The 24,145-nt window shown below is 68.1% G+C and carries 21 protein-coding genes, 1 tRNA gene and 1 pseudogene; 13 read left to right on the forward strand and 10 right to left on the reverse strand.

The window, feature by feature from the left end; translation table 11 throughout:
- Positions 1-67 precede the first annotated feature (67 nt).
- The 3 genes from PSV23_RS09150 to PSV23_RS09160 all read right to left on the reverse strand — a co-directional run bounded on the left by PSV23_RS09150 (position 68) and on the right by PSV23_RS09160 (position 3,980).
- The gene (locus PSV23_RS09150) at positions 68-2,464 is read right to left on the reverse strand and encodes a penicillin-binding protein 1A (RefSeq protein WP_300468194.1); all 2,397 of its coding nucleotides are present in this window, start codon (positions 2,462-2,464) and stop codon (positions 68-70) included.
- A 60-nt stretch (positions 2,465-2,524) separates the two neighbouring features.
- Positions 2,525-3,250, reverse strand: coding sequence for an exonuclease domain-containing protein (locus tag PSV23_RS09155; RefSeq protein ID WP_300468091.1), 726 nt, complete (start codon positions 3,248-3,250; stop codon positions 2,525-2,527).
- Positions 3,251-3,326: 76 nt separating this feature from the next.
- Positions 3,327-3,980: a glutathione S-transferase family protein gene (locus PSV23_RS09160; RefSeq protein ID WP_300468093.1), complete on the reverse strand. Its 654-nt coding sequence runs from the start codon at positions 3,978-3,980 to the stop codon at positions 3,327-3,329.
- A gap of 209 nt (positions 3,981-4,189) precedes the next feature.
- Here PSV23_RS09160 and PSV23_RS09165 point away from each other — a divergent pair, with 209 nt between their 5' ends.
- The 4 genes from PSV23_RS09165 to PSV23_RS09180 all read left to right on the forward strand — a co-directional run bounded on the left by PSV23_RS09165 (position 4,190) and on the right by PSV23_RS09180 (position 7,077).
- A complete protein-coding gene (locus PSV23_RS09165) occupies positions 4,190-4,735 on the forward strand; it encodes a cytochrome b (RefSeq protein ID WP_300468095.1) in 546 nt (181 codons plus the stop codon).
- 55 nt (positions 4,736-4,790) lie between these two features.
- The gene (locus PSV23_RS09170; protein ID WP_300468097.1) at positions 4,791-5,492 is read left to right on the forward strand and encodes a VIT family protein; all 702 of its coding nucleotides are present in this window, start codon (positions 4,791-4,793) and stop codon (positions 5,490-5,492) included.
- 80 nt (positions 5,493-5,572) lie between these two features.
- Positions 5,573-6,205 carry an isoprenylcysteine carboxylmethyltransferase family protein gene (locus tag PSV23_RS09175; RefSeq protein WP_300468099.1) on the forward strand — a complete coding sequence of 211 codons (633 nt, stop codon included), beginning with the start codon at positions 5,573-5,575 and terminating at the stop codon, positions 6,203-6,205.
- Between the two features lie 614 nt (positions 6,206-6,819).
- A complete protein-coding gene (locus tag PSV23_RS09180; protein ID WP_300468101.1) occupies positions 6,820-7,077 on the forward strand; it encodes a hypothetical protein in 258 nt (85 codons plus the stop codon).
- Here PSV23_RS09180 and PSV23_RS09185 read toward each other — a convergent pair.
- Positions 7,074-8,297 carry an N-acetylmuramoyl-L-alanine amidase gene (locus PSV23_RS09185; RefSeq protein ID WP_300468103.1) on the reverse strand — a complete coding sequence of 408 codons (1,224 nt, stop codon included), beginning with the start codon at positions 8,295-8,297 and terminating at the stop codon, positions 7,074-7,076. The two genes, PSV23_RS09180 and PSV23_RS09185, sit on opposite strands and share 4 nt — an antisense overlap.
- Before the next feature lie 439 nt (positions 8,298-8,736).
- Here PSV23_RS09185 and PSV23_RS09190 point away from each other — a divergent pair, with 439 nt between their 5' ends.
- From PSV23_RS09190 to PSV23_RS09200, 3 genes are all read left to right on the forward strand, one after another.
- On the forward strand, positions 8,737-11,373 hold the full coding sequence (locus tag PSV23_RS09190; RefSeq protein ID WP_300468105.1) for a ribonuclease E/G: 2,637 nt from the start codon (positions 8,737-8,739) through the stop codon (positions 11,371-11,373).
- Between the two features lie 66 nt (positions 11,374-11,439).
- Positions 11,440-12,855, forward strand: a complete 1,416-nt coding sequence (locus PSV23_RS09195) for a M48 family metalloprotease (RefSeq protein WP_300468107.1) — start codon at positions 11,440-11,442, stop codon at positions 12,853-12,855.
- Between the two features lie 23 nt (positions 12,856-12,878).
- A complete protein-coding gene (locus tag PSV23_RS09200; RefSeq protein WP_300468110.1) occupies positions 12,879-13,658 on the forward strand; it encodes a thioredoxin domain-containing protein in 780 nt (259 codons plus the stop codon).
- An 18-nt stretch (positions 13,659-13,676) separates the two neighbouring features.
- On the opposite strand, the gene PSV23_RS09205 is transcribed toward PSV23_RS09200, so the two are convergent.
- From PSV23_RS09205 to glmU, 6 genes are all read right to left on the reverse strand, one after another.
- Positions 13,677-14,459, reverse strand: coding sequence for a chorismate mutase (locus PSV23_RS09205; protein ID WP_300468112.1), 783 nt, complete (start codon positions 14,457-14,459; stop codon positions 13,677-13,679).
- Positions 14,460-14,689: 230 nt separating this feature from the next.
- On the reverse strand, positions 14,690-15,262 hold the full coding sequence (locus PSV23_RS09210) for a prephenate dehydratase domain-containing protein (protein ID WP_370461034.1): 573 nt from the start codon (positions 15,260-15,262) through the stop codon (positions 14,690-14,692).
- Between the two features lie 11 nt (positions 15,263-15,273).
- Complete coding sequence (locus PSV23_RS09215) at positions 15,274-16,647, reverse strand: class II 3-deoxy-7-phosphoheptulonate synthase (RefSeq protein ID WP_300468116.1); 1,374 nt, start codon at positions 16,645-16,647, stop codon at positions 15,274-15,276.
- Between the two features lie 230 nt (positions 16,648-16,877).
- A complete protein-coding gene (gor, locus tag PSV23_RS09220) occupies positions 16,878-18,260 on the reverse strand; it encodes a glutathione-disulfide reductase (RefSeq protein WP_300468118.1) in 1,383 nt (460 codons plus the stop codon).
- A 147-nt stretch (positions 18,261-18,407) separates the two neighbouring features.
- Complete coding sequence (gene rpiA, locus PSV23_RS09225) at positions 18,408-19,094, reverse strand: ribose-5-phosphate isomerase RpiA (protein WP_300468120.1); 687 nt, start codon at positions 19,092-19,094, stop codon at positions 18,408-18,410.
- Positions 19,091-20,434: a bifunctional UDP-N-acetylglucosamine diphosphorylase/glucosamine-1-phosphate N-acetyltransferase GlmU gene (gene glmU, locus PSV23_RS09230; protein ID WP_300468122.1), complete on the reverse strand. Its 1,344-nt coding sequence runs from the start codon at positions 20,432-20,434 to the stop codon at positions 19,091-19,093. Before glmU ends, rpiA begins: the two co-directional genes overlap by 4 nt.
- A gap of 233 nt (positions 20,435-20,667) precedes the next feature.
- Here glmU and PSV23_RS09235 point away from each other — a divergent pair, with 233 nt between their 5' ends.
- The 6 genes and pseudogenes from PSV23_RS09235 (at position 20,668) to PSV23_RS09260 (ending at position 24,143) form a co-directional block, all read left to right on the forward strand.
- Positions 20,668-21,048 carry a DUF6165 family protein gene (locus PSV23_RS09235; RefSeq protein WP_300468124.1) on the forward strand — a complete coding sequence of 127 codons (381 nt, stop codon included), beginning with the start codon at positions 20,668-20,670 and terminating at the stop codon, positions 21,046-21,048.
- The gene (locus PSV23_RS09240; RefSeq protein WP_300468126.1) at positions 21,038-21,991 is read left to right on the forward strand and encodes a glycosyltransferase family 9 protein; all 954 of its coding nucleotides are present in this window, start codon (positions 21,038-21,040) and stop codon (positions 21,989-21,991) included. Before PSV23_RS09235 ends, PSV23_RS09240 begins: the two co-directional genes overlap by 11 nt.
- Positions 21,992-22,009: 18 nt before the next feature.
- Positions 22,010-22,687 (forward strand): HAD hydrolase-like protein, encoded by a 678-nt coding sequence (locus tag PSV23_RS09245; RefSeq protein ID WP_300468128.1) that lies wholly within the window; start codon positions 22,010-22,012, stop codon positions 22,685-22,687.
- Positions 22,688-22,789: 102 nt separating this feature from the next.
- A tRNA-Val gene (locus PSV23_RS09250) sits at positions 22,790-22,864 on the forward strand.
- A 269-nt stretch (positions 22,865-23,133) separates the two neighbouring features.
- On the forward strand, positions 23,134-23,358 hold the full coding sequence (locus PSV23_RS09255; RefSeq protein ID WP_300468130.1) for a hypothetical protein: 225 nt from the start codon (positions 23,134-23,136) through the stop codon (positions 23,356-23,358).
- Between the two features lie 141 nt (positions 23,359-23,499).
- Positions 23,500-24,143 (forward strand): annotated as a pseudogene (locus PSV23_RS09260) (DUF4433 domain-containing protein).
- The last annotated feature ends 2 nt before the right edge of the window (positions 24,144-24,145 follow it).

The following is a 24,145-nucleotide window of genomic DNA, read 5'->3' on the forward strand; positions in this document are numbered from 1 at the left end:
CTGCGATTCCAAAAGGGAACGGCGCGCCCGAAAAGCAGGCGCGCCGTCGATGGCTCTACCTAGAGGGTCAGTACAGTCCGCTCAAGTCCTCCGCCGGTTCCTTCTTCGGCGGCGGCGGTGTCGTGGGCGGCGGCGGTGCGGAAGCCGCGGGCGGGGCGTCGGGCCCCTCGATCTCGCGGCGGATCACCTCATTGTAGTTCTGCGGACCCGTGGGAATCTGTTCCGCCGGCGCCCGCCGCTCCTCCTCGCGGCGCCGTTCGGTGCCGGGGCGGAAGGCTTCCTCGATGCCGTTCACGGTGCGGAAGACGGCGTTGCGAGGCCGCACGAACGGTCGGGCCGGACGCTCGCGCAGGGCCACGCGCATGAAGTCGGTGAACACCGGCACCGGGCCCGTGGCGCCCGTCTCGCCCGAGCCCAGCGGCCGGTTATCGTCGAAGCCGATGAACACCCCCACCACGATGTCGGACGAGAAGCCGACGAACCAGGCCGAGCGATACTCATTGGTCGTGCCCGTCTTGCCGCCGACCCAGGGCCCCAGGCTGCTGGCGCTGGCCGCCGTGCCCCGCCGGACCACGCCCTCCAGCATCGAACTCATCTGATAGGCGGTGATCGGGTCGATGACCTGGGTTCCGCGCTGTTCCAGACGCGGCGACTCCTGACCGGTGAATGGCCGGCCGCAGTCGCGGCAGCGGCGCGGATCGGCGCTGAAAATGGTCTCGCCGTCCCGGTCCTGGACCATTTCGATCAGATAGGGATCGACCCGCCGGCCGCCGTTGACGAAGGCGGCGTAGGCCGCCGTCAGCCGGTACGGCGTCGTCTCACCGGCGCCCAGCGACACCGACAGGTTGGGCTGCAGGTCGTCGGCGACGCCCATCTTCCTCGACAGGTCGACGACATTGCGCATGCCGATGGCCTGGGCCAGCCGCACGGTCATGACATTGCGCGACAGCTCCAGCCCGCGGCGCAGCGTTTGCGGACCATAGTATTCGCGGCTGTAGTTTTCCGGCGTCCAGCGTTCCCCGTTGCGTCCGCCGGCGAAGCTGATGGGCGCGTCCAGGATGATCGAGACGGGGGTGTAATCCCCCTCCAGGGCCGTCGCATAGACGAACGGCTTGAACGCCGAGCCCGGCTGACGCTTCGCCTGGGTCGCGCGGTTGAAGCTGGACAGGGCGTAGGAATAGCCCCCGACCATGGCCAGCACCCGGCCCGACTGGGGCTCGATGGCGACCAGGGCGCCGTTGACGCGCGGCACCTGTTTCAGGGCGTACTGGCCGCCCTGCGCCTCGACGAAGATCAGATCGCCGCGTTTCAGCGGGCGGTTGGCGTTGGCCCAGGCCGCGTCCCCGGTGATCAGATAGCCGGTGTGATCGTCGCGGGCGGTGCGGATGCGCACGCTGTTGCCGGCGGCGTTCTCGACGGCCGCGGCTTCCCACGCCCGGCGCTCGGGCGGACGCTGGCCGCGCACGGCGGTCTCACGCCAGCCCCCGGCGAAGTCGGTCGTGCCCCACGGCCCGCGCCAGCCGTGCCGGCGGTCATAGTTCTCCAGCCCCTTCATCAGGGCGTCGCGCGCCGCCGACTGCAGCGTCGGGTCCAGCGTCGTGCGCATATAGTAGCCGCCGCGATTGACCTCTTCCTTGCCGAAGCGGGCGATGGCCTGACGCCGCGCCTCCTCGACGAAGAAGTCGGCGTCGGCGTACTGGGCCCGGCGCGGCGCGTCCTGGGTCGTCAGCGGCCGCCCGCGGGCCGCCACCAGTTCCTCGTCGCTGATCCAGCCGCTCTGGTTCATCTCGCCCAGCACCCAGTCGCGGCGGCCCTTGGCCGCGCCGGGGTGGCGTTTGGGGTGATAGTTGTTAGGCCCCTTGGGCAGGGCCGCCAGGAAGGCCGCCTCGTCCGGCGTCAGCTGGCTCAGCGACTTGCCGAAATAATTGTAGGCCGCCGCCGCCACGCCGAACGAACGATAGCCCAGGAAGATCTCGTTCAGATACAGTTCGAGGATCTGCTGTTTCGTCAGCGTCGCCTCCAGCCGGTTGGCCAGGATGGCTTCCTTGACCTTGCGGTTGATGCTGCTCTCGTTGGTCAGCAGGACGTTCTTGGCGACCTGCTGGGTGATGGTCGAGCCGCCCTCCAGCCGCCGCCCCGTGGCCGCGTTGAACACGTTCTTGAACATGGCCCGGCCCAGGCCGCCCACGTCGATGCCGCCGTGGTTGAAGAAATTCCGGTCCTCGGCCGCGAGGAACGCCTGCACCACCGGCAACGGGATCTGCTCATACGGCACATAGATGCGCCGCTCGTCCGAGAATTCGCCGATCAGGGTGCCGTCGCCCGCATAGACCCGCGTCGCCGTCGCTGGCCGGTAGTCGGCCAGCTCGGACGCGTCCGGCAGGTCATGGAACAGCCAGGCCGCATAGACGGCGACGATCAGCCCCGCCAGGGCGATTCCGCCCAGCAGGGCGACACCCGCCATTACGAACCAGCGTTCGGCAATCTTCACCGCAGTCTCCGAATGGCGGGCCCGACCACGGGTTTAGCTTGCGTCGTCCGCGTCCGCCATAGCATCCGTGCGACGGACGAGCTCCTGTCGCGCGGCGGCCACGACATCGGCGTCCATATCCCCCTGCCCGGCCATCCAGCGCAGATAGTCGTCGGGCGGATCGGACCACGGCTTGCCGCGATGCTTGCCGAACGGAATCCGGTTCAGCCTCCGCGGCTCGGACGTCCAGCCGATCATCTGCTCGACCGTCGCCTCTTTCAGCAGGTCGATCAGCAGATGCGCCGTCACCCAGGCGTCGGGCCCGGCCCGGTGCGCCGGACTGGCCAGCGCCGGATCGAGGTTCAGCCCGCGCCAGTAGCGCAGCACCTGGTTGGAATGCCCCGGCGCCTGCGGCCACACCGCCTTGGCCGAGCGCACCGTGCAGATCCACGGCAGGCCCCCGTGCGCCGTGTCGGCGATGAAGCCCCGCTCGAACCCCGCGCTGTGCGCCACCATCACATCGGCGGGCTGGGCGCCGAACATCTCGCGCAGCCGATGTTCGTCGCAATGCGGATCGTCGTCGCGGAAATGGCCCGGCGTCAGATGGTGCACGGCCATGGCGTGGAACGATATCTCGCCCCGCGGCCTGAACAGTTTCGCCACGGGCGGCAGCGCCGTCCACCCGTCCCCGTCGCGCACCACATCGACGATCCCGACCTCGATGATCTCCGCGGTCCGGTCTCCCCCGGTGGTTTCCAGATCGACGACTCTCAGGCGCATGGGACGCAGATAGGCGGTTGGGCGCGCGAGTGCGAGCGCCGCTTGCTGACTGTTTCCAGCCTGCGGCGGCCCGTCGTCAGTCGGCCGACTGCCTGTCGGTGAACACCGCCAGCTGATCGGCGAACGCTCGCCGGTACGCGGGCCGCGCCTCGCCCCGGGCGATATAGGCCAACAGGTTCGGATACCGCTCCAGCAGGCCCGATCCATCCAGCCGGCGCAGCACCGTCACCATCATCACGTCGGCGGCGCTGAACGCGCCGTCCAGCCAGTCCGCGTCGCCCAGCCGGCGAGACAGATCACCCAACCGCGCATCCACCCGCGCGTCGAGCATGGGCAGGCGCGCCTCGTGCCAGGGTTTGTCGCGTTCCATCAGCACGGCCCCTCCACGCTCGAGGATGGGCGGCTCCACTGTGTTCACCGCGGCGAACATCCATGCGATCGCCCGGGCCCGGGCGTTTGCATCATCCGGCAGCAGGCCCGCATGGCGTTCCGCTATGTGGAAGACGATCGCCCCCGTCTCGAACAGGGCCAGGTCGCCCTCCTCATACGTCGGAATCTGCCCGAAGGGATGAACCGCCCGATGCGCGGCCTCCTTCATCTGGCCGAACGAAACCAGACGAACCTCATAGGGCCGGCCCACCTCCTCCAGCGCCCAGCGAACGCGCATGTCCCGCGCCAGTCCCCGACCGCGATCAGGCGAACTTTCAAATGCGGTGATGGTGGGGGTCACGGGACCGCTCCGGCTGGCTGCGCGATGCCGAAGGGATAAGGTGTCCCCGGCCGTCGTGTCGAACAGGAAGCGCTGACGGACCTTCCCGAGGCGCGGCCTGGTCAGGTCGCGTAACGGCTCCGGGACGCGGCGCCGGCCTTGCGCAAGATCAAGGCGTGGGGTTTCTCCCCATGCGAGGTTTGATTCTCTTCACCCGTCAGAGCACCCCTATGGCCCTATCGCCCCACCTCCCTGCTCCGCCATTCTCCCGGTTGTCCATCATCATGCACTGGCTGATGCTGGCGCTTCTGGCGGCCGTCTACGCCTGTATCGAGCTCCGGGAGTTCTATCCGCGCGGCAGTGACGTCCGCGAGGGGTTGAAGACGTGGCATTTCATGCTCGGTCTCTCGGTTTTCGTCCTGGTCTGGGTTCGCCTGGCCGCCCGGGCGCTTTCACCACGAGGACCCGCTCCCCGGACCTGGTCAGGCGCCCTGGCCATGATCGTGCACGTCGCCCTCTATATGCTCATGATCGCAATGCCCGTCCTGGGCTGGTTGCTGCTGAGCGCTGAAGGCGACGCCGTTCCCTTCTTCGGCCTCGTTCTTCCTCCGCTGGTGGCCCCTGATGCCGCGCTCGCCGAACGGATCGAGGATCTGCACACCACGGTCGGCGCCGCGGGCTACTGGCTGATCGGCTTCCACGCCGCCGCGGCCCTCTTCCACCACTATGTGCTCAGGGACCCGACCCTGCGTCGCATGGCGCCGGGTCTTCCCTGATGGGGACGATCGCGTCTCGCCGGCGTAGTCTGCGCTACTGGTCTGGAGTTATTCTGTGAGTCGTCTCGCCCTGCATCCCGAACGTCATCTGGTCTCACGCATCGGCTGGCTGCGAGCCGCCGTCCTGGGCGCCAACGACGGGCTGGTGTCGACCGCCAGCCTGGTCATCGGTGTCGCGGCGGCCGAGGCGACGCGCGGCGGAATCCTGATCGCCGGCGTCGCCGGCCTCGTCGCCGGGGCGATGTCGATGGCGGCGGGGGAATATGTCTCCGTCAGCTCCCAATCGGATACCGAAAAGGCCGATCTCGCCCGCGAGACCGCCGAGCTGGCGGGGGACCGCGAGTCCGAGGTGACCGAACTGGCCGGCATCTATGCGGCGCGCGGCGTCGACCCGGTTCTGTCGCGGCAGGTGGCGATCCAGTTGATGGAGAAGGACGCGCTCGGGGCCCATGCGCGGGACGAGCTCGGCATTTCCGAGATCACGACGGCGCGGCCGGTGCAGGCGGCGCTGACCTCGGCCCTGACGTTCGCGCTCGGCGCCCTTCTGCCCCTGATTCTGGTGATACTCGCGCCGCTGTCAGGCCTGATCATCTGGGTCGGCGTAACGGCCCTGGCGGGACTGGTGGGGCTGGGCGCGCTGGGCGCCCTGGCCGGAGGCGCCAACGTAGGCCGTTCCGTCCTGCGGGTCGCCTTCTGGGGCGTCATCGCCATGGCCGCGACCGCGGGCATTGGCCGGCTGTTTGGAACGGTGGTCTAGATGCGTCCGCTCCGCACCATCCGCCGCCCGGCCCGAAACCGTCACAGCTCCACCGTCCCATCCGCCCACGGAGACGTGAAATGACCCCGACGCCGGCGCCTCCCCTGCAGCTCGCCACAATCCAGAAGCTGCGGAAGGTCGCGATCGCCATCGCCCTCATCGGGCTGCTGGCTCTGTCTGTCGTCAGCCAATCCATCGGCGGGATCGATGGCGGTTGGCACGAGTTCGTGGAGACTGTCGGCCTGGCGGCGATCATTCTCTCGATCGTCGGCCGCGCCTGGTGCACCCTGTATATCGGGGGACGGAAAAAGGCGGAAATCGTCGACCGGGGCCCCTATTCGATCAGTCGCAATCCGCTCTACGTCTTCAGTTTCATCGGGGCGTTCGGAATGGGCGCCCAGAGCGGGAGCGCGGTCATCGCCGCTGCTTTCGTGGTGGCGGCGATCCTGGTGTTCCACCTTACGGTGCGGCGGGAGGAAGCCTTCCTGCTCCGGGAATTCGGCCCGGGCTATGCCGACTATGTCGCCCGCACGCCCCGATTCTGGCCTCGCTTCTCTCAGTGGCGCGACGCGGATGAACTGACCATCCGCCCCTCCCTTTTCCTCCTCACCATCCGGGACGGCCTCGTGTTTCTGCTGGCGATCCCGCTGTTCGAGCTGATTGATGCGGGCCAGGCGATGCATTGGGTGAAGGTCGCGGCTCACCTCTACTAGGTCCGGTCCCGACAACTCCCCATCCCGCCTTCCTGCGGCTTGCCCCCAGGGGTGACGGATGGCCGCCAGGCCGCATGCCGCTCACAATGCTGCGAATTCCAGCTGAACAAGCCAGATTCTCCATGTTAATATGTTGATATTTATACGTTTATTTTGAAAAGCAGCGTCATTTCGTAGCCGCAGGAAGGGCCCGTGCGACACTCCTCTCCGTCCCGTCGCGGGGGAGGCGCAAAGGCCTTGCGATCTTTGGCGGCGGGATGTGGAGAAGCGGGGGCCCGGTTCCGGTTCGTCTTCGTCATCCCGGACTTGATCCGGGAGCAGGACGAGCGACGCCCGGGGTCTGATAACCAAACGGACGTCAGGGACGAGGGGGATACTCGTCCGGTCCGGGGACCGTGTCGCAAGCACGGCCCGCCCGCCGGAGGCGCTGCGGTAAGGCGATAAGACCGCCACCCGACGCAAGCTTCCGACCAATCTCCGCGCGGAGCGTCCGGCCTGTGGCCGAAACGGTTCTGCCCTTTTTTGCACCGGGCTCCGGTCCGGCGCTCCGCACGCCTCCCGCCCCCCGCGCCGTCCGGCGCGGGGTCATTTCCGCATGCCCGATTGGAGGACCCATGCCACGCCGCCGCCCGCCCCGCCCCTATCGACCGAAACCGACCGAGGCCGACCTCGAGCGCCAGCGCCTCGTGCAGGCCGAACAGTGGCGCCACGCCGTAAACTGCGCGTGGACCCAAATGGTGGTCGAGGAATCCTGGCGGCTGGTCGGCCTCGAAGGCTTGCGCGCCTGCGGCCGGGCAGAGTTCGAACGCGGCGCGCGCTCCCTGATCGATCAGGGTCTGACGCCGCCGCCGAACTGGGAAAGGTTGATCTAGGGCTGACCGGCCGCCCCGTTCGACGCCATCTGCAGCGTGCCCGCGGGCTCGCGGAAATAGCGGTCGATGCCCTCGGCCACGGCGCGCATCAGGCGGCGGCGGGCGCGATTGTCGGTCAGCAGCCGCTCGTCCTCGGGATTGGTGATAAAGCCCATCTCCAGCAGAACCGCCGGTACGTCGGGCGCCAGCAGCACGGCCAGGCCGGCGTCGCGGTGGCTGCGGCGCAGCATCGGATGGTCTGCGCCCTCCAGCTCGCCCAGCAGCGTCCGGGCCAGCTGGGCCGAGCGGTTCTGGGTGGCGCGTTGGGTCATGTCCAGCAGGATGCGGTCCACCGAGGGGTCGCGGCCCGGCAGGTTCAGGCTGCGGTGCCAGTTGTCGCCGCGCGTGAACTCGCGCACCGCCCGGCCCGCGCCCTGTTCCGACAGCGTATAGACGCTGGCCCCGCGCGTGGCCGGATCGGCCCCCGCGTCGGCGTGCAGCGAAATGAACAGGTCGGCCTCTGCCTGACGGGCGATGGAAACCCGGCGGTACAGGGCGACATAGGCGTCGCTCTCGCGCGTCAGCCGCACGCGGTAACGGCCCGTGCGCTCCAGCTCCTGTTTCAGGGCCTGGGCCGCCGCCAGGGTGACGTCGCTCTCGTCCGAGCGGGCGCCGTGGGCGCCGGGGTCGCGGCCGCCGTGGCCGGCGTCAATGAAGATCAGGGGTCGTTCCGCCGTGCGCACCGGAGCACGCGGCGCGGGCCGTGCCGCGACGCGCGTCGGAGGGCGGCCGGTGGCCTTCAGGTCGATCACATAGCGGTAGTGGGCGATCCCATCGCCGGGCGGCAGCAGGAAGCGGCGCTCGATCTCGGCGCTGGTGGCCAGGTCCAGCTCGACCCGCGAGGCCACGCCCGCGCCGGCGACCCGCCAGCCGCGCACCAGTCCCGTGCCCGTACCGTTCAGTCCGCGCTGCGGCGCGACGCCGGCCAGCGACACGACAACCTGACCCTGCTCCCCGGACAGGATCACCTGTCCGCGCGAGGTCCGGTCCAGATCGACCACCACCCGTGTGTGCTGGTCGTCACCGCCGAACCGCACGCGCAGCACCTCGCCCATGGCCCCCGAAGCCAGGCCGCGCCCGGCCGCGAACACGGCGACGCAGAAGACGGCGGCGGCTATCGCCGCCGTCGCCCACTCGCGAACGCGCCATTGCGTCAGGTTGATACGCGACAGTCCGTGCATTTGACGGCAGACCCACCTTCTTGGTTGGGCTCATGATGCCTCATCGTCGTCGCCAACGGGTTAAAGCGGACGCGCCTTTTAATTCACGGCCGCCATGCCTATGCTTGTCTCGTCCGCGAACGATCGCGTCCCCTGATCATCAGGCCGGACGCGCCCTCCTCGCGGCGTGACTTTCACTGATCCGAAAGCCGGCCGGGTTTGCGCTCGCCGGTTTGAAGACGGGACCGGGACGCCCCTCAGACGGCGCGTCCGGCCCCAGGACCGTACTGAACCCCCATGGGCCTTATCGCCTGCGCTCCCTTCCGGTTTGAAACAACCGACCTCGCCCGCGGCCTTCGCCGCGGCGACGGGATGCCGTCTGCGTTCGCCCCCCATCCCATTCGGCGAGCCGCCTGCCCCCTTCGTGGGGATGGCCGAGCGCGCCAGAGAGAAAATTTCCATGCCAAAGACCATGTTGATCGATGCCGCGCATCCCGAGGAGACCCGGGTCGCTATCGTCGAGGGCCGTCAGGTCGAGGAATTCGACTTTGAATCCCGCGCGAAGCGCCAGCTTCGCGGCAACATCTATCTCGCCAAGGTCGTTCGCGTAGAGCCCAGCCTGCAGGCTGCGTTCGTGGAATACGGCGGCAACCGCCACGGCTTCCTCGCCTTCAGCGAAATCCACCCGGACTATTATCAGATCCCGGTCGCCGACCGCGAGGCCATCATGGCCGAAGCGCATTCGGAAGACGACGAGCACGATGAGCACGCCCGCGAAGGCGACGACGAATCCGAAGGCGGCATGGCCGAGGAAGAGCGGCTGAAACGTCGCCTGATGCGCCGCTACAAGATCCAGGACGTCATCAAGCGCCGTCAGGTCATGCTGGTCCAGGTCGTCAAGGACGAACGCGGCGGCAAGGGCGCGGCCCTGACCACCTGGCTGTCGCTGGCCGGCCGCTACTGCGTGTTGATGCCCAACACCGGCAAGGGCGGCGGCATTTCGCGCAAGATCACCCAGGCCACCGACCGCAAGCGCCTGAAGGCCGCCGCGGCCGCCCTGCACGTGCCCCAGGGCATGGGCCTGATCATCCGCACCGCCGGCGCAAAACGCACCAAGGCCGAGATCAAGCGCGACTACGAATATCTGCTGCGCCTGTGGGAGACGATCCGCGAAACCACGCTGAAATCGAACGCCCCTTCCATCATCTATGAGGAAGAAAACCTCGTCCGCCGCGCCGTGCGCGACATGTTCGACAAGGATTTCGACGGCATCCAGGTCGAGGGCGTCGAGGGCTTCAAGGAGGCCCGCGACTTCATGCGCGTGCTGATGCCTTCGCAGTCGAAGAAGGTGCATCTGTACCAGGGCGCTCGTCCGCTGTTCGCCACCAACGGCATCGAGGAGATGCTGACCCAGATCCACCAGCCGGTCGTCCCCCTGCCCTCGGGCGGCTATCTGGTCATCAACCAGACCGAGGCCCTGGTCGCCATTGACGTCAACTCGGGTCGCTCGACCAAGGAACGCAACGTCGAGGCCACCGCCACCAAGACCAATATGGAAGCCGCCGTCGAAGCGGCGCGTCAGCTGCGCCTGCGCGACCTCGCCGGCCTGATCGTCATCGACTTCATCGACATGGATGAGTCGAAGAACAACCGCACCGTAGAGAAGGTGCTGAAGGATGCGCTGGCCAAGGACCGGGCCCGCATCCAGATGGGCCGCATCTCGGGCTTCGGCCTCATGGAGATCAGCCGTCAGCGTCGCCGCCTCGGCGTCATCGAGGGCGCGACCGAGGCCTGCCCGCATTGCCAGGGCGCCGGACGCGTCCGCTCGGCCGAAAGCGCCGCGCTGATGACGCTGCGCGCCGTGGACATCGAGGCGGGCAAGAACGGCGCGGGCTCGGTGAACCTGCGCCTGTGCACCGCGGTCGCCCTCTACATCCTGAACCACAAGCGCGACTATCTGCAGCGCCTGCTGGCCCAGCGCGGCCTGAACGTCGTCATCCTGATCGACGACACCCTCGGCCAGGGCGACCACTCGCTCGATCGCACCGAAACCAACGAGGACTTCGTCCCCGAAGAGCGCCCCGAAGCCTTCATCGACCTCGACGACGACTTCGACGACAGCGCCTTTGATGACGAGGACGAGGACGACGACGAAGTCATCGCCGACGACGACGCCCTGGACCGCGAGGACACGGACGACGACGAACCGCGCGAGCGCGCCGAACGCGTCGAAGGCGAAGCAGGCCGCGGCCGCGGCCGTCGCCGTCGCGGCGGACGCCGTGACACCCCCGAAGGCGCGGCTGACGAGGCCGTCGCTTCGGCGCCTGCGCTCGCTCCCGGCGAGGATGACGACGACAGCGAAAACGGTCGTCGCCGTCGCCGCGGACGCCGCGGCGGACGACGGGTGCGGGAAGAAGGCGGCGAGCGCGACGGCTTCAACTGGGTGCGCGGCCGCACGCCGTCGCTGGAAGACCCTTACGTCTGGTTCGATCCGATCAATCCCGAGCGTGTCGAACCGCGCGCGGAAGCTGACGCCACCTCCGCCGACGATGTGGACGAGGTCATCGGCGAGCGGCCCGAGGGCGAGCTCGGCGGCGAACGCGGGCCCCGCTCGCGCCGTCGCCGCGGACGAGGTCGCGGTCGGGATCGCGGCAGCGAACAGGGTCTGACCCACGAGACCAAGGTCGAGACGCGCGCCACCAACGAGGGCATGCCGCCGGACGGCTCGGTCGATACGCCTATGGCCGTCGTCATCGACGACGCCGAGACGGCTTCGGTCGCCATCGCGGAAGAGCCCAAACGTCGCCGCGTGCGCCGCAAGGTGTCGGCCAGCGCCACTGCCGAGGCCGAAGCCGAAGCCGTCACGGCGCCGATCGAGCCCAACGAAGCGGAGCCGGAAACCGCCGCCGCCGTGCTGGACGTCACGCCCGCCGAAGCGGCCGGGACGCTTCCTGAGCCGGAGCCGGCTGCCGCTCCTGTCGTCGAGCCCGTCGCGTCGCCGCAGCCGGAAATCGACGTCGCCGCCCTGATCGCGGAAGACCCGAACCAGATCGTCGCCCCGCCCGAAAAGCCGAAGCGCGGATGGTGGCGCCGCTGAAACGCCGTGATTAGGTTGTGACCATCGGCCGGGCGGGGGCGTAGACTTGGGTATGAGGAGTTCGCAGTGAACTGGCTGTCCCGAAACGCCGCCGCCCGGCTGTCCGGCGCTGTCGCCGCCGTCGGCCTGGTGCTGACTGCAGCCTCGCCGGCCGCGGCCCAGAGCGCCATTCGGGACACCGAAATTGAAGGCATCATCCAGGAATGGACGGACCCGGTTCTCACCGCCATGGGGCTGGAACCGTCCGAGGTCGAAATTCTTCTGATCAACGAGAACGATCTCAACGCCTTCGCCACGCGCGGCCGGATCATGGGCGTCAACACCGGGCTGATCCTCAAGACCCGCTCGGCGAACGAACTTCTCGGCGTCCTCGCCCACGAGGCGGGGCATATCAAGAACCGCCACACCCTGCGCGACGGCGCCCAGGGCGCCGGTATGCAGCCCATGCTGATGACCATGGCGCTGGGCGCGCTGGCGATCGCAGCCGGCGCCCCCGACGCCGGCGCGGTTCTGCTGGGCAACAGCCAGTATTTCGGAACCCTCAGCGCGCTGCGCTACATGACGCATCAGGAGGGGGAGGCTGACAATACCGGCGCCCGGGCGCTGCAGAACGCGGGCGAGTCCGGCCGCGGTCTGGTCACCTTCTTTGAGAATTTCCGCTCGCAGGAGGTGTTCTCGGATCAGCGGCGCTATCCCTATTTCCGCAGTCACCCCCTGTCGTCGGCGCGCATCGAAAACCTGCGCCGCTTCGTTTCCGAGCAATCGAACTACAACCACCAGGACAGTCCCGAACGGATCGCCGAGCACGCTTTGATCCTGGCCAAGATCCACGCCTTCATGGACGCGCCGAACCAGACGCTGCGCGACTATCCGGAAAGCGACACGTCCCTGCCCGCTCGATACGCCCGCGCCATCGCGCTGTACCGCGACGGCCAGACCGACAAGGCGCTCGCCGTGGTTGAAGTCTTTCTGACCGAACAGCCCGAGAACCCCTATTTCTGGGAGTTGAAGGGCCAGATCCTGTTCGAGGAAGGCCGCCCCGCCGAAGCCATCGGCGCGCACCAGCGCTCTGTCGAGCTGAAGCCCGATGCCCCGCTGCTGCGCATCAATCTGGCCCACGCCCTGCTGGAAACCCGCGACCCCGCCAAACTGGACGAGGCCGTGAACCAGCTGAAACGCGCCACGGCGCTGGAGCACGACAACACCATGGGCTGGCGGCTGCTGAGCCAGGCCTATGCCAGCCAGAACAAGGAGGGCGAGGCGCGTCTGGCTTCGGCCGAGATGTATTTCGCCATGGGCGCCGAGCGGCAGGCGACCCAGTTCGCCCTGCGCGCCCGGGACATGCTGGCCCCCGGCACGGCCGAGTGGACCCGCGCCATGGACATCGTCTTCGCCTCCGGCGCGACCCAGGACGACATCGACGACGTCGATCGCCGCAACAGCCGTCGCGACCGCGGCGGCGTGATCCCGGCCGCCGGCTGACCCCTTCCCCGATCGAGACCCATATGACCGACGCGCCTGACCCGACGCCCGTGCGAGATCGCGGCTTTTTCGACCGCCCTCGCGCGGCGATGGCGTCCATGGCCGTGTCTATCGTCGCCCTCGGGCTGGCCGCGGCGCCCTACGCCACCGGCGGCGACTTCGACGGACGGGTGCGGGCCTATCTGCTGAAGCACCCGGAAATCCTGCAGGAAGTCAGCGCGGCGCTGCAGGCCAGGGAAGAGGGCGCGCGCACCGACGCGATCAACCAGCGCGCCGCGGCCAGTCCGACCCTGCTGGCCGTAACCGCCCAGGACCCCGCCTTTGGGCCGGCCGACGCCAAGGTCACCGTGATCGAGTTCTTCGACTTCCGTTGCCCCGGCTGCAAGGCGACGGCGCCGGATGTACTGCGTCTGATGCAGGCGCACCCCGATGTGAGGTTCGTGTTCAAGGACTGGCCGATTCTGGATCGCGGAACCGACGACGTCTCGCACTACGCCGCCCGCGCCGCCCAGGCCGCGCACCGCGAAGGCAAATACCTGGCCGTGTTCCGGTCCCTGATGGCCGAGCCCGCGCTGGACAAGGCGGCGGTTGATCGCATCCTCGCCGCGAACGGGGTCGCCGCGCCGGCTGCGCAGGCGGCGATGTCGAGCCCGGAAACGGCGCGCCATCTGGCTGACGTCCAGACGTCGGCCACGGGTTTGGGCCTGCTCGGCACGCCGACCTTCTTCATCAACGGCCGCGCCAGCGCCAGCATCCAGCCCGCCGACATCGACCGGGCCATCCGGGCGGCGAAGGCGGGCTGAGCCCGCCTTCGGGCGGTTTTAACCGATCGCGCCGACGCAGCCCTCGTCGCCGCCGACCGGCAGGAAGGCGTCGGTCAGGGACAGGGACCAGCCGTGGTGGGTGGCGAGGCCGCGCCGACGGATGCCGCCGCCGTCGCCGGCGTCGCCGCCGGCGTCGACCAGGACGCGCCGGCCCGTCGGCAACGCCGCCGGATCGATCCGACCGACCGCCAGGGCCGTCGGCGTCGCGCCGCCGAAGCCGTCGAACACGCTCAGCATCGACCAGTCGCGGCGCAGGCCGATCCACCAGGCGCTATCGGCGTTGACCGCCAGAACGGCGACGCCGTGGCCTTCCGCGGCCCAGGCCAGGGCGGCCTCGGGATCGCGGACGGCGCGCATGTCGGCGGCGGCGCCGAAGCGCAGGCGGGCACCGTCGAAAGCGCGCGTCGGCTCGATCGGCGACCAGACCTGGACCTTGATCCGGCCCTGACGGGCCAGACCCCAGCCGACGATCTGTCGCCAGAGGGATTCAACCGCCTCGCGGTTGTCGGGACCGGCTTTCGTCAGCATCCGCGCCAGCACGGCCTGTTCGCGGTCGGGACGCAGCTTCACATGAGGGCCGGCGGGAGCGTCCTTGGCCTGGCCGACGCGGGCGGCGATGGCGAGGCGGCGCTCGAACAGGGTCAGGAGCTCGTCGTCGAGATCGTCGATCTCGTGACGCAGGGCCGCCAGGGCCATGTGTTCGGGCGAGATGTCGGTCAGCGCAGGCTCGGCGGTCGGCCAGACCTGCTGGAGGGCGGGTTTGGTACTGGAATGGGGCACGGAAATGGACTTTCGATTTCGATCACGGCGATGTGGGATTTTGCGAGCCGCCGCCCCGTTGCGGGGCGGTCGCCGGCGAGGCCGTCAGGACGAGGTCCCGGACGCCTCAGCCGGCGTATCGAAAGCCGTAGAGATACAGGTCCGCGGCCGCGAAAACGCGGGCGAATGCAGTCGCAGCGGTGGCTTGCGAACGGACCATGGCAGTCAAAGGCCGCATGGATCGTGCGGCGTCAAGCCGGATTGGGGCTCAGGAGGACAAAACGCGTCCGATTGTCCTCGGAATCCTGGATATCGTTGCGCAGGATCGACAGTCCATAGACCTCGGCGGCGCGTGCGGGGGCCACGGCCGCGCGGGTGAGATCGCCGGCTTCGGCCACGGCGCGGGCGGCGCCGGCGGTGTCGAAGGCCTCGACCGGCGTCAGGCCCAGGGCCGCCAGCGACTCCGGGCATTGGCGCAGGGCGATGGGGTGGCTCTCGGCCGTCTTCACACTGCGCAGGGTGGCGCCCGGAGGCGCCATCAGGGCCAGGCGGATGGGCCGCCAGACTTCGGAGACGATGGTCAGTCCCGCACCCTCGACCAGAGACGCGGCGGGTTCGATCCGGCCCACGGTGCTGTTCTCGACCGGGATCAGGGCGCAGCCGACTTCCCCGGCCTTCAGGGCCGCGATGGCCCCGTCAAAGGAGTCATAGGCGACGGCCTCGTCCCACGGTCGCAGATCGAGGCAGGCTTCGTGGCTGAAGGCCCCGGGCGCGCCCTGATAGGCGCATCGGCCGCCGGTTTCGTCGCCCGCCGGTTTGCCCACACCCTCCATGCTCACGCCGCCTGCGACCGGCTGACACGGCCGGATTTGAGCCGCTCGGCGACGAGGAAGGCCAGCTCCAGCGCCTGGTCGGCGTTCAGGCGCGGGTCGCAATGGGTATGGTAGCGGCTGGACAGGTCGTCCTCGGTCAGGGCCTGCGCTCCGCCCAGGCATTCGGTGACGTTCTGGCCCGTCATCTCGAGATGCACGCCGCCCGGGTGAACGCCCTCGGCCTCGGCCACGTCAATGAAGCCCCGGACCTCGGCCAGGATGCGTTCGAAGGGCCGGGTCTTGTAGCCGTTGCCGGCCTTCAGGGTGTTGCCGTGCATCGGGTCGATCGACCAGACGACGCGCCGGCCCTCGGCCTTCACCGCCTGCATCAGGCGCGGCAGCCGGTCGCCGACCTTGTCCGCGCCGAAGCGGCCGATCAGGGTCAGGCGTCCCGGGGTGTTGTCCGGGTTGAGGGCGTCGATCAGCGGCAGGAGGTCGTCCGGCTCCATCGTCGGTCCACATTTCAGGCCGACCGGGTTCTTGATGCCCCGGGCGAATTCGATGTGTGCGCCGTCCAGCTGGCGGGTGCGCTCGCCGATCCAGACCATGTGGGCCGAGGTGTCGAACCACTCGCCCGTCGCCCCGTCCAGACGGGTCAAGGCGCTCTCGAGGTTCAGCAACAGGGCTTCGTGGCTGGTGAAGACCTCGACGCGGCTCAGGTCCGGATGGCTTTCCGGCGTGACGCCGACGGCCTCCATGAAGGCCAGGGCCTCGGTGATCTTGTCGGCCAGTTCGCGGTATTTGGCCCCGTAGGCGCTGTCGCTGGCGAACCCCATGGTCCAGCGGTGGATATTGTACAGATCAGCGTAGCCGCCGCCGGCGAAGGCGCGCAGCAGGTTCAGGGTCGAGGCCGACTGGTTGTAGGCGCGCAGCAGCCGTTGCGGGTCCGGCAGCCGCTCTTCCGGCGTGAAGGCCATGCCGTTGATGATGTCGCCGCGATAGCTGGGCAGGGTCTCGTCGCCGATGGTCTCCAGCGAGGACGAGCGCGGCTTGGCGAACTGGCCCGCGATGCGGCCGACCTTCACCACCGGCTTGCCGCCGGCGAAGGTCAGGACCACCGCCATCTGCAGGATCAGGCGGAAGGTGTCGCGGATGTTGTCGGTCGAGAATTCCTTGAAGCTCTCGGCGCAGTCGCCGCCCTGAAGCAGGAAGGCGTTTCCGGCCTCGACCTGGGCCAGTTTGGCGGTCAGGTGACGGGCCTCGCCGGCGAAGACCAGCGGCGGCAGGGCGCGCAGTTCGTCCTCGACCCGGCCCAGGGCGGCCATGTCCGGATAGTCCGTCGGCATCTGCACGACGGGTTTTTGTCTCCAGCTATCGGGGGTCCAGCGCGTACTCATGTCTCAAGGATAGGCGTTCGCACCGCCCGGGACAACGAAGGCCATGTCGCAGTCGTCCGTTCGCCGTCGCCGCCCGCCCGGTCCGAACCTGAAAAACACAGTCTACAGCGTCTACAGCGTCTACAGGGCGCTAGTCGGATCAGATCGGCGCTGATCGAGATAGTGTTGAAGGGCGGTTGTGCGAGCCATCGGGCCAGTCTGGCATAACGCTACGTCAAATCCGGACGTCCCTACCCCGCAGACGTGTCAGTCGACTGCTTTTCCTTCAAGGTGACCAGCTCCTCGGCCATGGTCGGATGGACGGCGCAGGTGGCGTCCCACTGGGCCTTGGTCAGGCCGGCCTTCACGGCGATGGCGGCCAGCTGGATCATCTCGGGCGCCTCGGGCCCGACGATGTGGACGCCGACGACCTTCTGGCTCTCGGCGTCGACGACCAGTTTCATCAGCATCCGCTCGTCCGAGCCGGTGAAGGCGTACTTCATCGGCCGGAAGCGGGTGACATAGACGTCGACGGCGCCGGGGCAGGAATGCCGCGCCTCGCTCTCGGACAAACCCACCGTGCCGACCGGCGGCTGGCTGAAGACGGCGGTGGCGACGGCCTCATAGTCGAAGTGCTGCGGATTGTTGCGGTAGACGGTCTCGTGGAAGGCCACAGCCTCGCGGATGGCGACGGGCGTCAGGTTCATCCGGTCGGTGACGTCGCCGATGGCCCAGATGTTATCGGCGGTCGTCTTCGACAGCGTGTCGACCTGGATCGCGCCCTTGTCGTTCAGGGCGACACCGGCGGCCTCGAGCCCGAGGTCCTTCACATGGGGAACGCGGCCGGTGGCGAACATGACCACGTCGGTCTCGATCTCCATGCCGTTCTCCAGCTTGTTGACCAGCCCCGTCGCGGTCTTCTCGATGGCCGAGTGCTGACAGCCGAGGATGACCTTGATCCCACGCTTCTCGATCTCGCCGGCCAGATGGGCGCGCACGTCATCGTCGAAGCCGCGCAGGATGTTTGGGCCCCGGTAGATCAGGGTCGTTTCGACGCCCAGGCCGGCGAAGATGCCTGCGAACTCCACCGCGATATAGCCGCCGCCCGCGATCAGGATGCGTTTCGGAAGCTCCGGCAGGTGGAAAGCCTCTTCCGAGGTGATGGCGTGTTCGACGCCCGGCAGGTCGGCGGGCAACCACGGCCGGCCGCCGGTGGCGATGAGAATCTTGTCCGCCGTGATTGTCTGGTCCTTGCCGACGATCTCGACGGTGTGGGCGTCCCTCAGCACGGCGCGGCCGTGGATCAGGTCGACGCCGGCCTTGCCCAGGTTGGCGGCGTAGATGCCCGACAGCCGGGCGATCTCGACATCCTTGGTCTGGATGAATTCGGACCAGTCGAACGAGGCGTTCACGGTCCAGCCGTAGCCCTCGGCCGTATGGAACTGGTGCGAGAAGTCCGAGGCCATGACCATGAATTTCTTGGGTACGCAGCCGCGGATCACGCAGGTGCCGCCGACCCGGAACTCCTCGGCGATGGCGACCCGCTTGCCGCCCAGCGCCGTCAGCCGCGCGGCGCGCACGCCCCCCGAGCCGGCGCCGATGATGAAGAGGTCGTAGTCGTAGGTCTCAGCCATTCTTTATCCCGCTCATCCCGGCGAAAGCCGGGACCCAGTTCTGTGGGCGGTCGGTTGAACCCGATCCGCGCCGCTGCAAATCCCAACCACCTTGCCCCGCGAAAGCACTGGGTCCCGGCTCTCGCCGGGATGAGCGGATGGAAGGGATCACGGAAGTAGGAGGTCGATCCCGGCCGCGCCACCAATGATTGCCTCATCGGCCAGATCGAGGAAGAGGCCGTGCTCGACCACGCCGGTGATCAGCTTCAGGTCGTCGGCCAGCCGCACCGGGTCGTGGATGGCGCCGCATTTGGCGTCGTAGATCAGGTTGCCGCCGTCGGTGCGGACCAGGCCGCGCTCGGCGGTGCGGACGCGCGCCGGCATGGCGATGTCGTGGTCGGCGAGAACGTCGGCGATGCGGTTGGCGGTGGTCTTGTGGCCGAAGGCGACCACCTCGATCGGCAGGGCGAAGGCGCCGAGAGTCGTCACGACCTTGGCGGCGTCGGCGATGACGATGCAGCGCGTGGACGCCTCCCACACCAGCTTCTCGCGCAGCAGGGCCGCGCCGCCGCCCTTGATCAGGGCCAGCCCCGGGCCGATCTCGTCGGCGCCATCGACGGTCAGGTCGATGCGCGGGGTGTCCTCGAGCGTCGACAGCGTCAGAGCCAGCTCGCGCGCCAGTTCGGCCGTCGCCTCCGACGTCGGCACGCAGCGCAGTCCGGTCAGGTTGCGCGCGGCCAGCGCCTTGACGAACCAGGCCGCGGTCGAGCCGGTGCCGAGGCCGACGACCATCCCGGCCTCGACGCGGAGGGCGGCGGCTTCGCCGGCCCGGCGCTTCTGATCGTCCGCGCTCATCTTGCTTTCGCCGCCTTCTTCGTCCGCATCGTCTCCATGAACCGCGCAGCCCAGCCGGCCTTGGCAGTCTGCGGGCCTCGCCCCAGCGCCAGGTCTCCCGGCGCCACGTCGGCGGTGATCACCGAGCCCGACCCCACCATCGCCCCCGCGCCGATGGTCACCGGCGCCACCAGCGAACTGTTGGAACCGACGAAGGCCCCCTCACCCACCATGGTGCGATGTTTGAAGAAGCCGTCGTAATTGCAGAAGATCGTGCCGGCGCCGATGTTGGCCTTCGCCCCCACCTCGCCGTCGCCGAGATAGGCCAGATGGTTGGCCTTGGCGCCCTTGCCCATGCGGACGTTCTTCACCTCGACGAAGTTTCCGACCTTCGCGTCCTCCCCCAGGTCCGCGCCCGGACGCAGGCGGGCGTAGGGTCCGACCTCGGCGCCGGAGCCCACCGTCGCGCCCTCGATGTGGCTGAAGCTGCGGATGCGGGCGCCCGGGGCGATCTTCGCGCCGGGGCCGAACACGACATAGGGCTCGATCATCGTGCCGCCGCCGACCTCGGTGTCGAACGAGAAATGCACCGTCTCAGGGGCCGGCATGGTGACTCCGGCGGCGAGGAAGGCGTCGCGCCGGGCCTTCTGGAACAGGGCCTCGGCCACGGCCAGTTCGGACTGGGCGTTGACGCCCATGACGGCGTCCTCGCCGGCGAAGACCGCCCGGGTCGGGGCGCCGCGCCTGCGGGCCAGTTCGACCACGTCGGTCAGATAGTATTCGCCCCTGGCGTTGTCGTCGCGGACCTGGGCCAGCAGTTCGAACAGCAGGCCGACGGGAGCCGCCATGACGCCGGAGTTGCAGGCGGTCAGAGACAGAACCTCCGGCGACGCCTCCCTGGCCTCGGTGATGGCGGCGAGCGAATCGCCCTCCATGACCAGACGTCCGTAGGCGCCGGGGTCGCGCGCCTCGAAGCCGATCACGGTGACGCCCTCGTGGGCGGCGAAGACGGGCTCGATGTCGGCGGCGGTCAGCAAGGGCACATCGCCATAGGTGATCACCACCTGGCCGACGAAGTCGCCCAGCACGGCCTCGGCGGCGCGGACGGCGTGGCCGGTGCCCAGCGGCGGGTCCTGGACGGCGATGGCGTCCTCGCCCAGCCGTTTGACGACATGGTCGCGCACCTCGGGCGAATGAGCGCCGACCACAACCACGATCCGTTCACAGCCCAGCGCCTCGGCGGCGTCGATGGCGTGATCCAGCATGGCGCGGCCGCCGACGGGGTGGAGCACCTTGGGCAGGGAGGACTTCATCCGCGTGCCCTGACCGGCGGCGAGGATGATGGCGGCGCGAGGGGTCATGCGGGAATCCGGGCAGGCGTCAGATCAACCCAGCGGATACCGCATCGGCAGCCTGACCGAAAGCCGGAGCGTCACCGCGGTCTGCGGATGCCTCGCGGACGCGACTTTGAACGCCCGGCAGGCAACGGCGCGGTCGCCGGAAACGCCAGAACCCGCCTCGCCAAGCCAGGATTGACAACTTTCGCGCTGAGCTCTAGCAATTATCTCATTGAAATCACTCGATAAATTGTTACATGATTGTTACTGCTCCGATCGCTGTCGGCGAACTTTTCGACAAAATTACCATCTTGCGACTGAAAGCCGCCAAGCTTCGCGATCCCGCGCGTGTCGCCAATGTCACGAAGGAACTGCAGGCGCTGGAAGCAATGGCGGCAGGCGTGCCGGCCAGCCCGGCGCTCGACTCGCTGGTGGGCCGGCTTCACCAGATCAACGCCGCGCTCTGGGAAGTGGAAGACGGGAAGCGGGCGCACGAGCGCGAACACCGGTTCGACGCCGACTTCATCCAGCTTGCCCGGCGAGTGTACCTCGAGAACGATCTCAGGGCTGCGATCAAGCGCGAGATCAACACGGTCACGGGCTCGGCCCTGACCGAAGAAAAATCCTATGACCAGTGAGGTGCTGATCATCGCGAACAGCATGATCGGCGACGTCATCATGACTACCGGGGCGATCGGAGAGCTCGTCCGCCGCCATCCGGGCTCTCACTTCACGGTCGTCTGCTCGCCGGGCACGCGCCTGCTGTTCAGCGGTCTGCCCGGACAGTCCACCATCGTCCCGCTCGTGAAGCAGAAGCACGGCCGCCATTGGCTGGACCTGTTCAGGTGTATGGGTATGCGCCGGTGGGAGGCGATCTATGATTTCCGCGGGACGATGTTCTCGCGCTTCCTGAGGGGACCGAGGTCGAGACCCCGTCGCGGGTCCAGTGGCGCCCTCGAGCACAAGGTCGTCGAGGCGTCCTCGATACTGGGACCGGAGACGAACCCGGCGTCGCCGGTGATCTGGATGACGGAAGAGGTCGCGGCGGACGTGCCGTCGGAGATCAGGGCCGCGGGCGACGACATCCTCGTCCTCGGACCGGGAGCTAGCCGGATCGGCAAGGCGTGGCCGGTCGACCGGTTCGCCCGGGCCGCGGCGATGCTGACCGCCGTCGGCGGCCCTATGGAAAATGCGCTCGTGGTGGCCGTCGGCGGGCCGATGGACAGGGCGGCGGCGCAGGCCATCCGGGGTCTCCTGGCCGGGACCAGCTTCCTCGACATGACCGGCGCCGATCTGCTGAAGACCTCGGCCGTCATGCGCCGGGCGCGGCTGTTCGTCGGCAACGATTCCGGGATGATGCATCTTTCGGCCGCCTCCGGCGCGCCGACGCTGGGCCTGTTCGGCCCGACCGACGAGCGCCTCTATGGTCCGTGGGGCGATCGCTCCGCCGCGGTGAGGCCGGCGGACGTCGGCTTCATCTTCGGCAAAACCTCGAAAACCGTCAGCACGACGCATTCCCAAATGGAATCGCTGCAGGTTGAGGCGGTCATGGCGGCGGCGGAAGGTCTGCTCGCCCGCTGAGGCCGGGGACCAACGCGCGTGAAGGACCTTGCAGGCTGGACCATCGCCTTCGATCTGGACGGCACCCTGGTGGAGACGGCGCCCGATCTGGTGGGGACGTTGAACCGGTTGCTGGCGCAACACGAGCTGCCGCCTGTCCCGCTGGAGTCCGCCCGCAACCTGATCGGCCACGGGGCTGTGGCCCTGCTGAAACGGGGGTTCGAGGCGGCCGGAGCCCATTGGGATGAGGCCGCCTCCCCGACCCTGCTCGAGGCCTTCCTCGCCGATTATCTGGACCACATCGCGGATCACAGCACCGCCTATCCCGGGTCGATGGAGGCGCTGGACGTGCTGTCAGCCCGCGGGGCCGTTCTGTGCGTCGCCACCAACAAGCCCACCGATCTCGCCGTGGCGCTGTTCGACGCCATCGGCCTGTCCGAGCGGTTCGCCGCCATCTGCGGGCCGCAGTCCGTGTCAGCGAAGAAGCCGGACGCCGCGCACATTCGCGAGACGGTGCTTCTGGCCGGCGGCCATCCCGGCCGCGCGATCATGGTCGGCGACAGCATCACCGATCTGGACGCCGCCCGGGCAACGGGCGTGCCCTGCATCCTGACGACCTTCGGCTATACCGACACACCCGCGACCGAATTGGGCGCGGACGCCGTGATCGCCCATTTCGACGACCTGCCCGCCGCGATCGCCCGGCTGATCGCCTGACCGGCTGCTGGAACAGCCCGGCTCCGTGGCATCTCATGTCTTGCGCGTCCGAAGCGACCGGGCTATGTCGCCGCCTCCCCGTTTGGACGGGGCACGATAGATGGATGCGTAGCTCAGCGGGAGAGCACCTCGTTCACACCGAGGGGGTCACAGGTTCAATCCCTGTCGCATCCACCATTTTTCTCGTTGAAAAACATTACTTTAGCAGAGCGCCTTGATCTGCATACGGATGATTGTTTCTCGGAAGTCAAGTTAGTGGGGCAGTAGTGGGGCAGTCGCCGCGCAAAAATGTCGCCCGAAACGAGACAAAGCGCCCTGAAAAGCATTGATTGAAGTGGACAGCGGGCCTGATTCGACCGCGCTCGTCCGCGGCTTTTGCAGGGCTTTTCATCCAAACCGGTCTCCCACCGCGAACCCATCGCGGCCAAACATTCGAAGGAGCCGTCATGGCGTCGATCCCGGACCATCCCAACGACGCCGGAACCTGGACGCGCCTGGAGGGCCAAGAGGGGGTCGCTCTTTGGCGTCGCGAGCGTCAGTCCTTGGCGCCGGTCACCATGTACTATGTCGTCGGGCCTCCGCGGCAGAGCGAGATTCTCTACGACGAGGCCAAGGCCCGGGCCCGCTTTGATGAACTCGCCGGCGCCTCCCATACCGAAGCCGCCTCTTAACGGTCAGGTCCCTGGTCGAGGGTTGTTCTCGGACTCCATTCCGGGCTTCCTTGCCCTGCCCGCCGTTGTGCGAAACACTTGAGCTGATCCCCTGGGGATTCGCGATCATCGGCGAGCGACGGCGCGGGAGCGTGACCCATCATGCCAGCACCGGCCCGACCCAAGATCTACCATATCACCCACGTCGATAACCTGGCCAATCTGGTCGCGACCGGAGCACTGCTGAGCGACGCCAGGATGATCGCCTCCGGCGGACCTGCGACCACGATCGGGATGGCCTCGATCAAAGAACGTCGCTTGGCTCTGCCTGTCCGCTGCCACCCCGGCGACAGTGTCGGAGAATACGTTCGTTCTACTTTTGTTCTCGTTCCGTCATGCTCTATCTGTTATACCGCGGCAACCATGCGGAGGTGACCTACCGCGGGGGACAGGAGCCGATTGTGCATCTGGAAGCCGATCTGCGTGACGCGGTGGAATGGGCCGAAGGTGAAGGCCGCAGATGGGCCTTCACCCTGTCCAACGCCGGCGCTTATTACGCCGAGTTTCGCTCCAGCCTGGATGCGATCGATGAGATCAACTGGGACTCGGTCGGTTCCAATCAGTGGTCCGCCTCGGAAATCCGGGAGGGCAAGCAGGCCGAATTTCTGATGAAGGACGCCTTTCCCTGGTCTCTGTTCACGCGGATCGGCGTGCGGTCGATGCCGGTCAAGATGCGGGTCGATCAGATCTTGGCAAACGCCGCGCACGCGCCGCGGGTCGAACTTCAGCCAACGTGGTACTATTAGGG

It is taken from the genome of Brevundimonas sp. (genome assembly GCF_029946145.1).
GTDB lineage: Bacteria > Pseudomonadota > Alphaproteobacteria > Caulobacterales > Caulobacteraceae > Brevundimonas.

Excerpts from the sequence above, each read along its gene's own strand:
- PSV23_RS09200 (WP_300468110.1), top strand. The coding sequence starts at position 12,879 with ATGACCGACGCGCCTGACCCGACGCCCGTGCGAGATCGCGGCTTTTTC.
- PSV23_RS09190 (WP_300468105.1), top strand. The coding sequence starts at position 8,737 with ATGCCAAAGACCATGTTGATCGATGCCGCGCATCCCGAGGAGACCCGG.
- PSV23_RS09150 (WP_300468194.1), bottom strand. The coding sequence starts at position 2,464 with ATGGCGGGTGTCGCCCTGCTGGGCGGAATCGCCCTGGCGGGGCTGATC.
- PSV23_RS09185 (WP_300468103.1), bottom strand. The coding sequence starts at position 8,297 with ATGCACGGACTGTCGCGTATCAACCTGACGCAATGGCGCGTTCGCGAG.
- rpiA (WP_300468120.1), bottom strand. The coding sequence starts at position 19,094 with ATGAGCGCGGACGATCAGAAGCGCCGGGCCGGCGAAGCCGCCGCCCTC.
- PSV23_RS09180 (WP_300468101.1), top strand. The coding sequence starts at position 6,820 with ATGCCACGCCGCCGCCCGCCCCGCCCCTATCGACCGAAACCGACCGAG.
- PSV23_RS09175 (WP_300468099.1), top strand. The coding sequence starts at position 5,573 with ATGACCCCGACGCCGGCGCCTCCCCTGCAGCTCGCCACAATCCAGAAG.
- PSV23_RS09240 (WP_300468126.1), top strand. The coding sequence starts at position 21,038 with ATGACCAGTGAGGTGCTGATCATCGCGAACAGCATGATCGGCGACGTC.
- glmU (WP_300468122.1), bottom strand. The coding sequence starts at position 20,434 with ATGACCCCTCGCGCCGCCATCATCCTCGCCGCCGGTCAGGGCACGCGG.
- PSV23_RS09215 (WP_300468116.1), bottom strand. The coding sequence starts at position 16,647 with ATGAGTACGCGCTGGACCCCCGATAGCTGGAGACAAAAACCCGTCGTG.
- PSV23_RS09155 (WP_300468091.1), bottom strand. The coding sequence starts at position 3,250 with ATGCGCCTGAGAGTCGTCGATCTGGAAACCACCGGGGGAGACCGGACC.
- PSV23_RS09165 (WP_300468095.1), top strand. The coding sequence starts at position 4,190 with ATGGCCCTATCGCCCCACCTCCCTGCTCCGCCATTCTCCCGGTTGTCC.
- PSV23_RS09235 (WP_300468124.1), top strand. The coding sequence starts at position 20,668 with ATGATTGTTACTGCTCCGATCGCTGTCGGCGAACTTTTCGACAAAATT.
- gor (WP_300468118.1), bottom strand. The coding sequence starts at position 18,260 with ATGGCTGAGACCTACGACTACGACCTCTTCATCATCGGCGCCGGCTCG.
- PSV23_RS09255 (WP_300468130.1), top strand. The coding sequence starts at position 23,134 with ATGGCGTCGATCCCGGACCATCCCAACGACGCCGGAACCTGGACGCGC.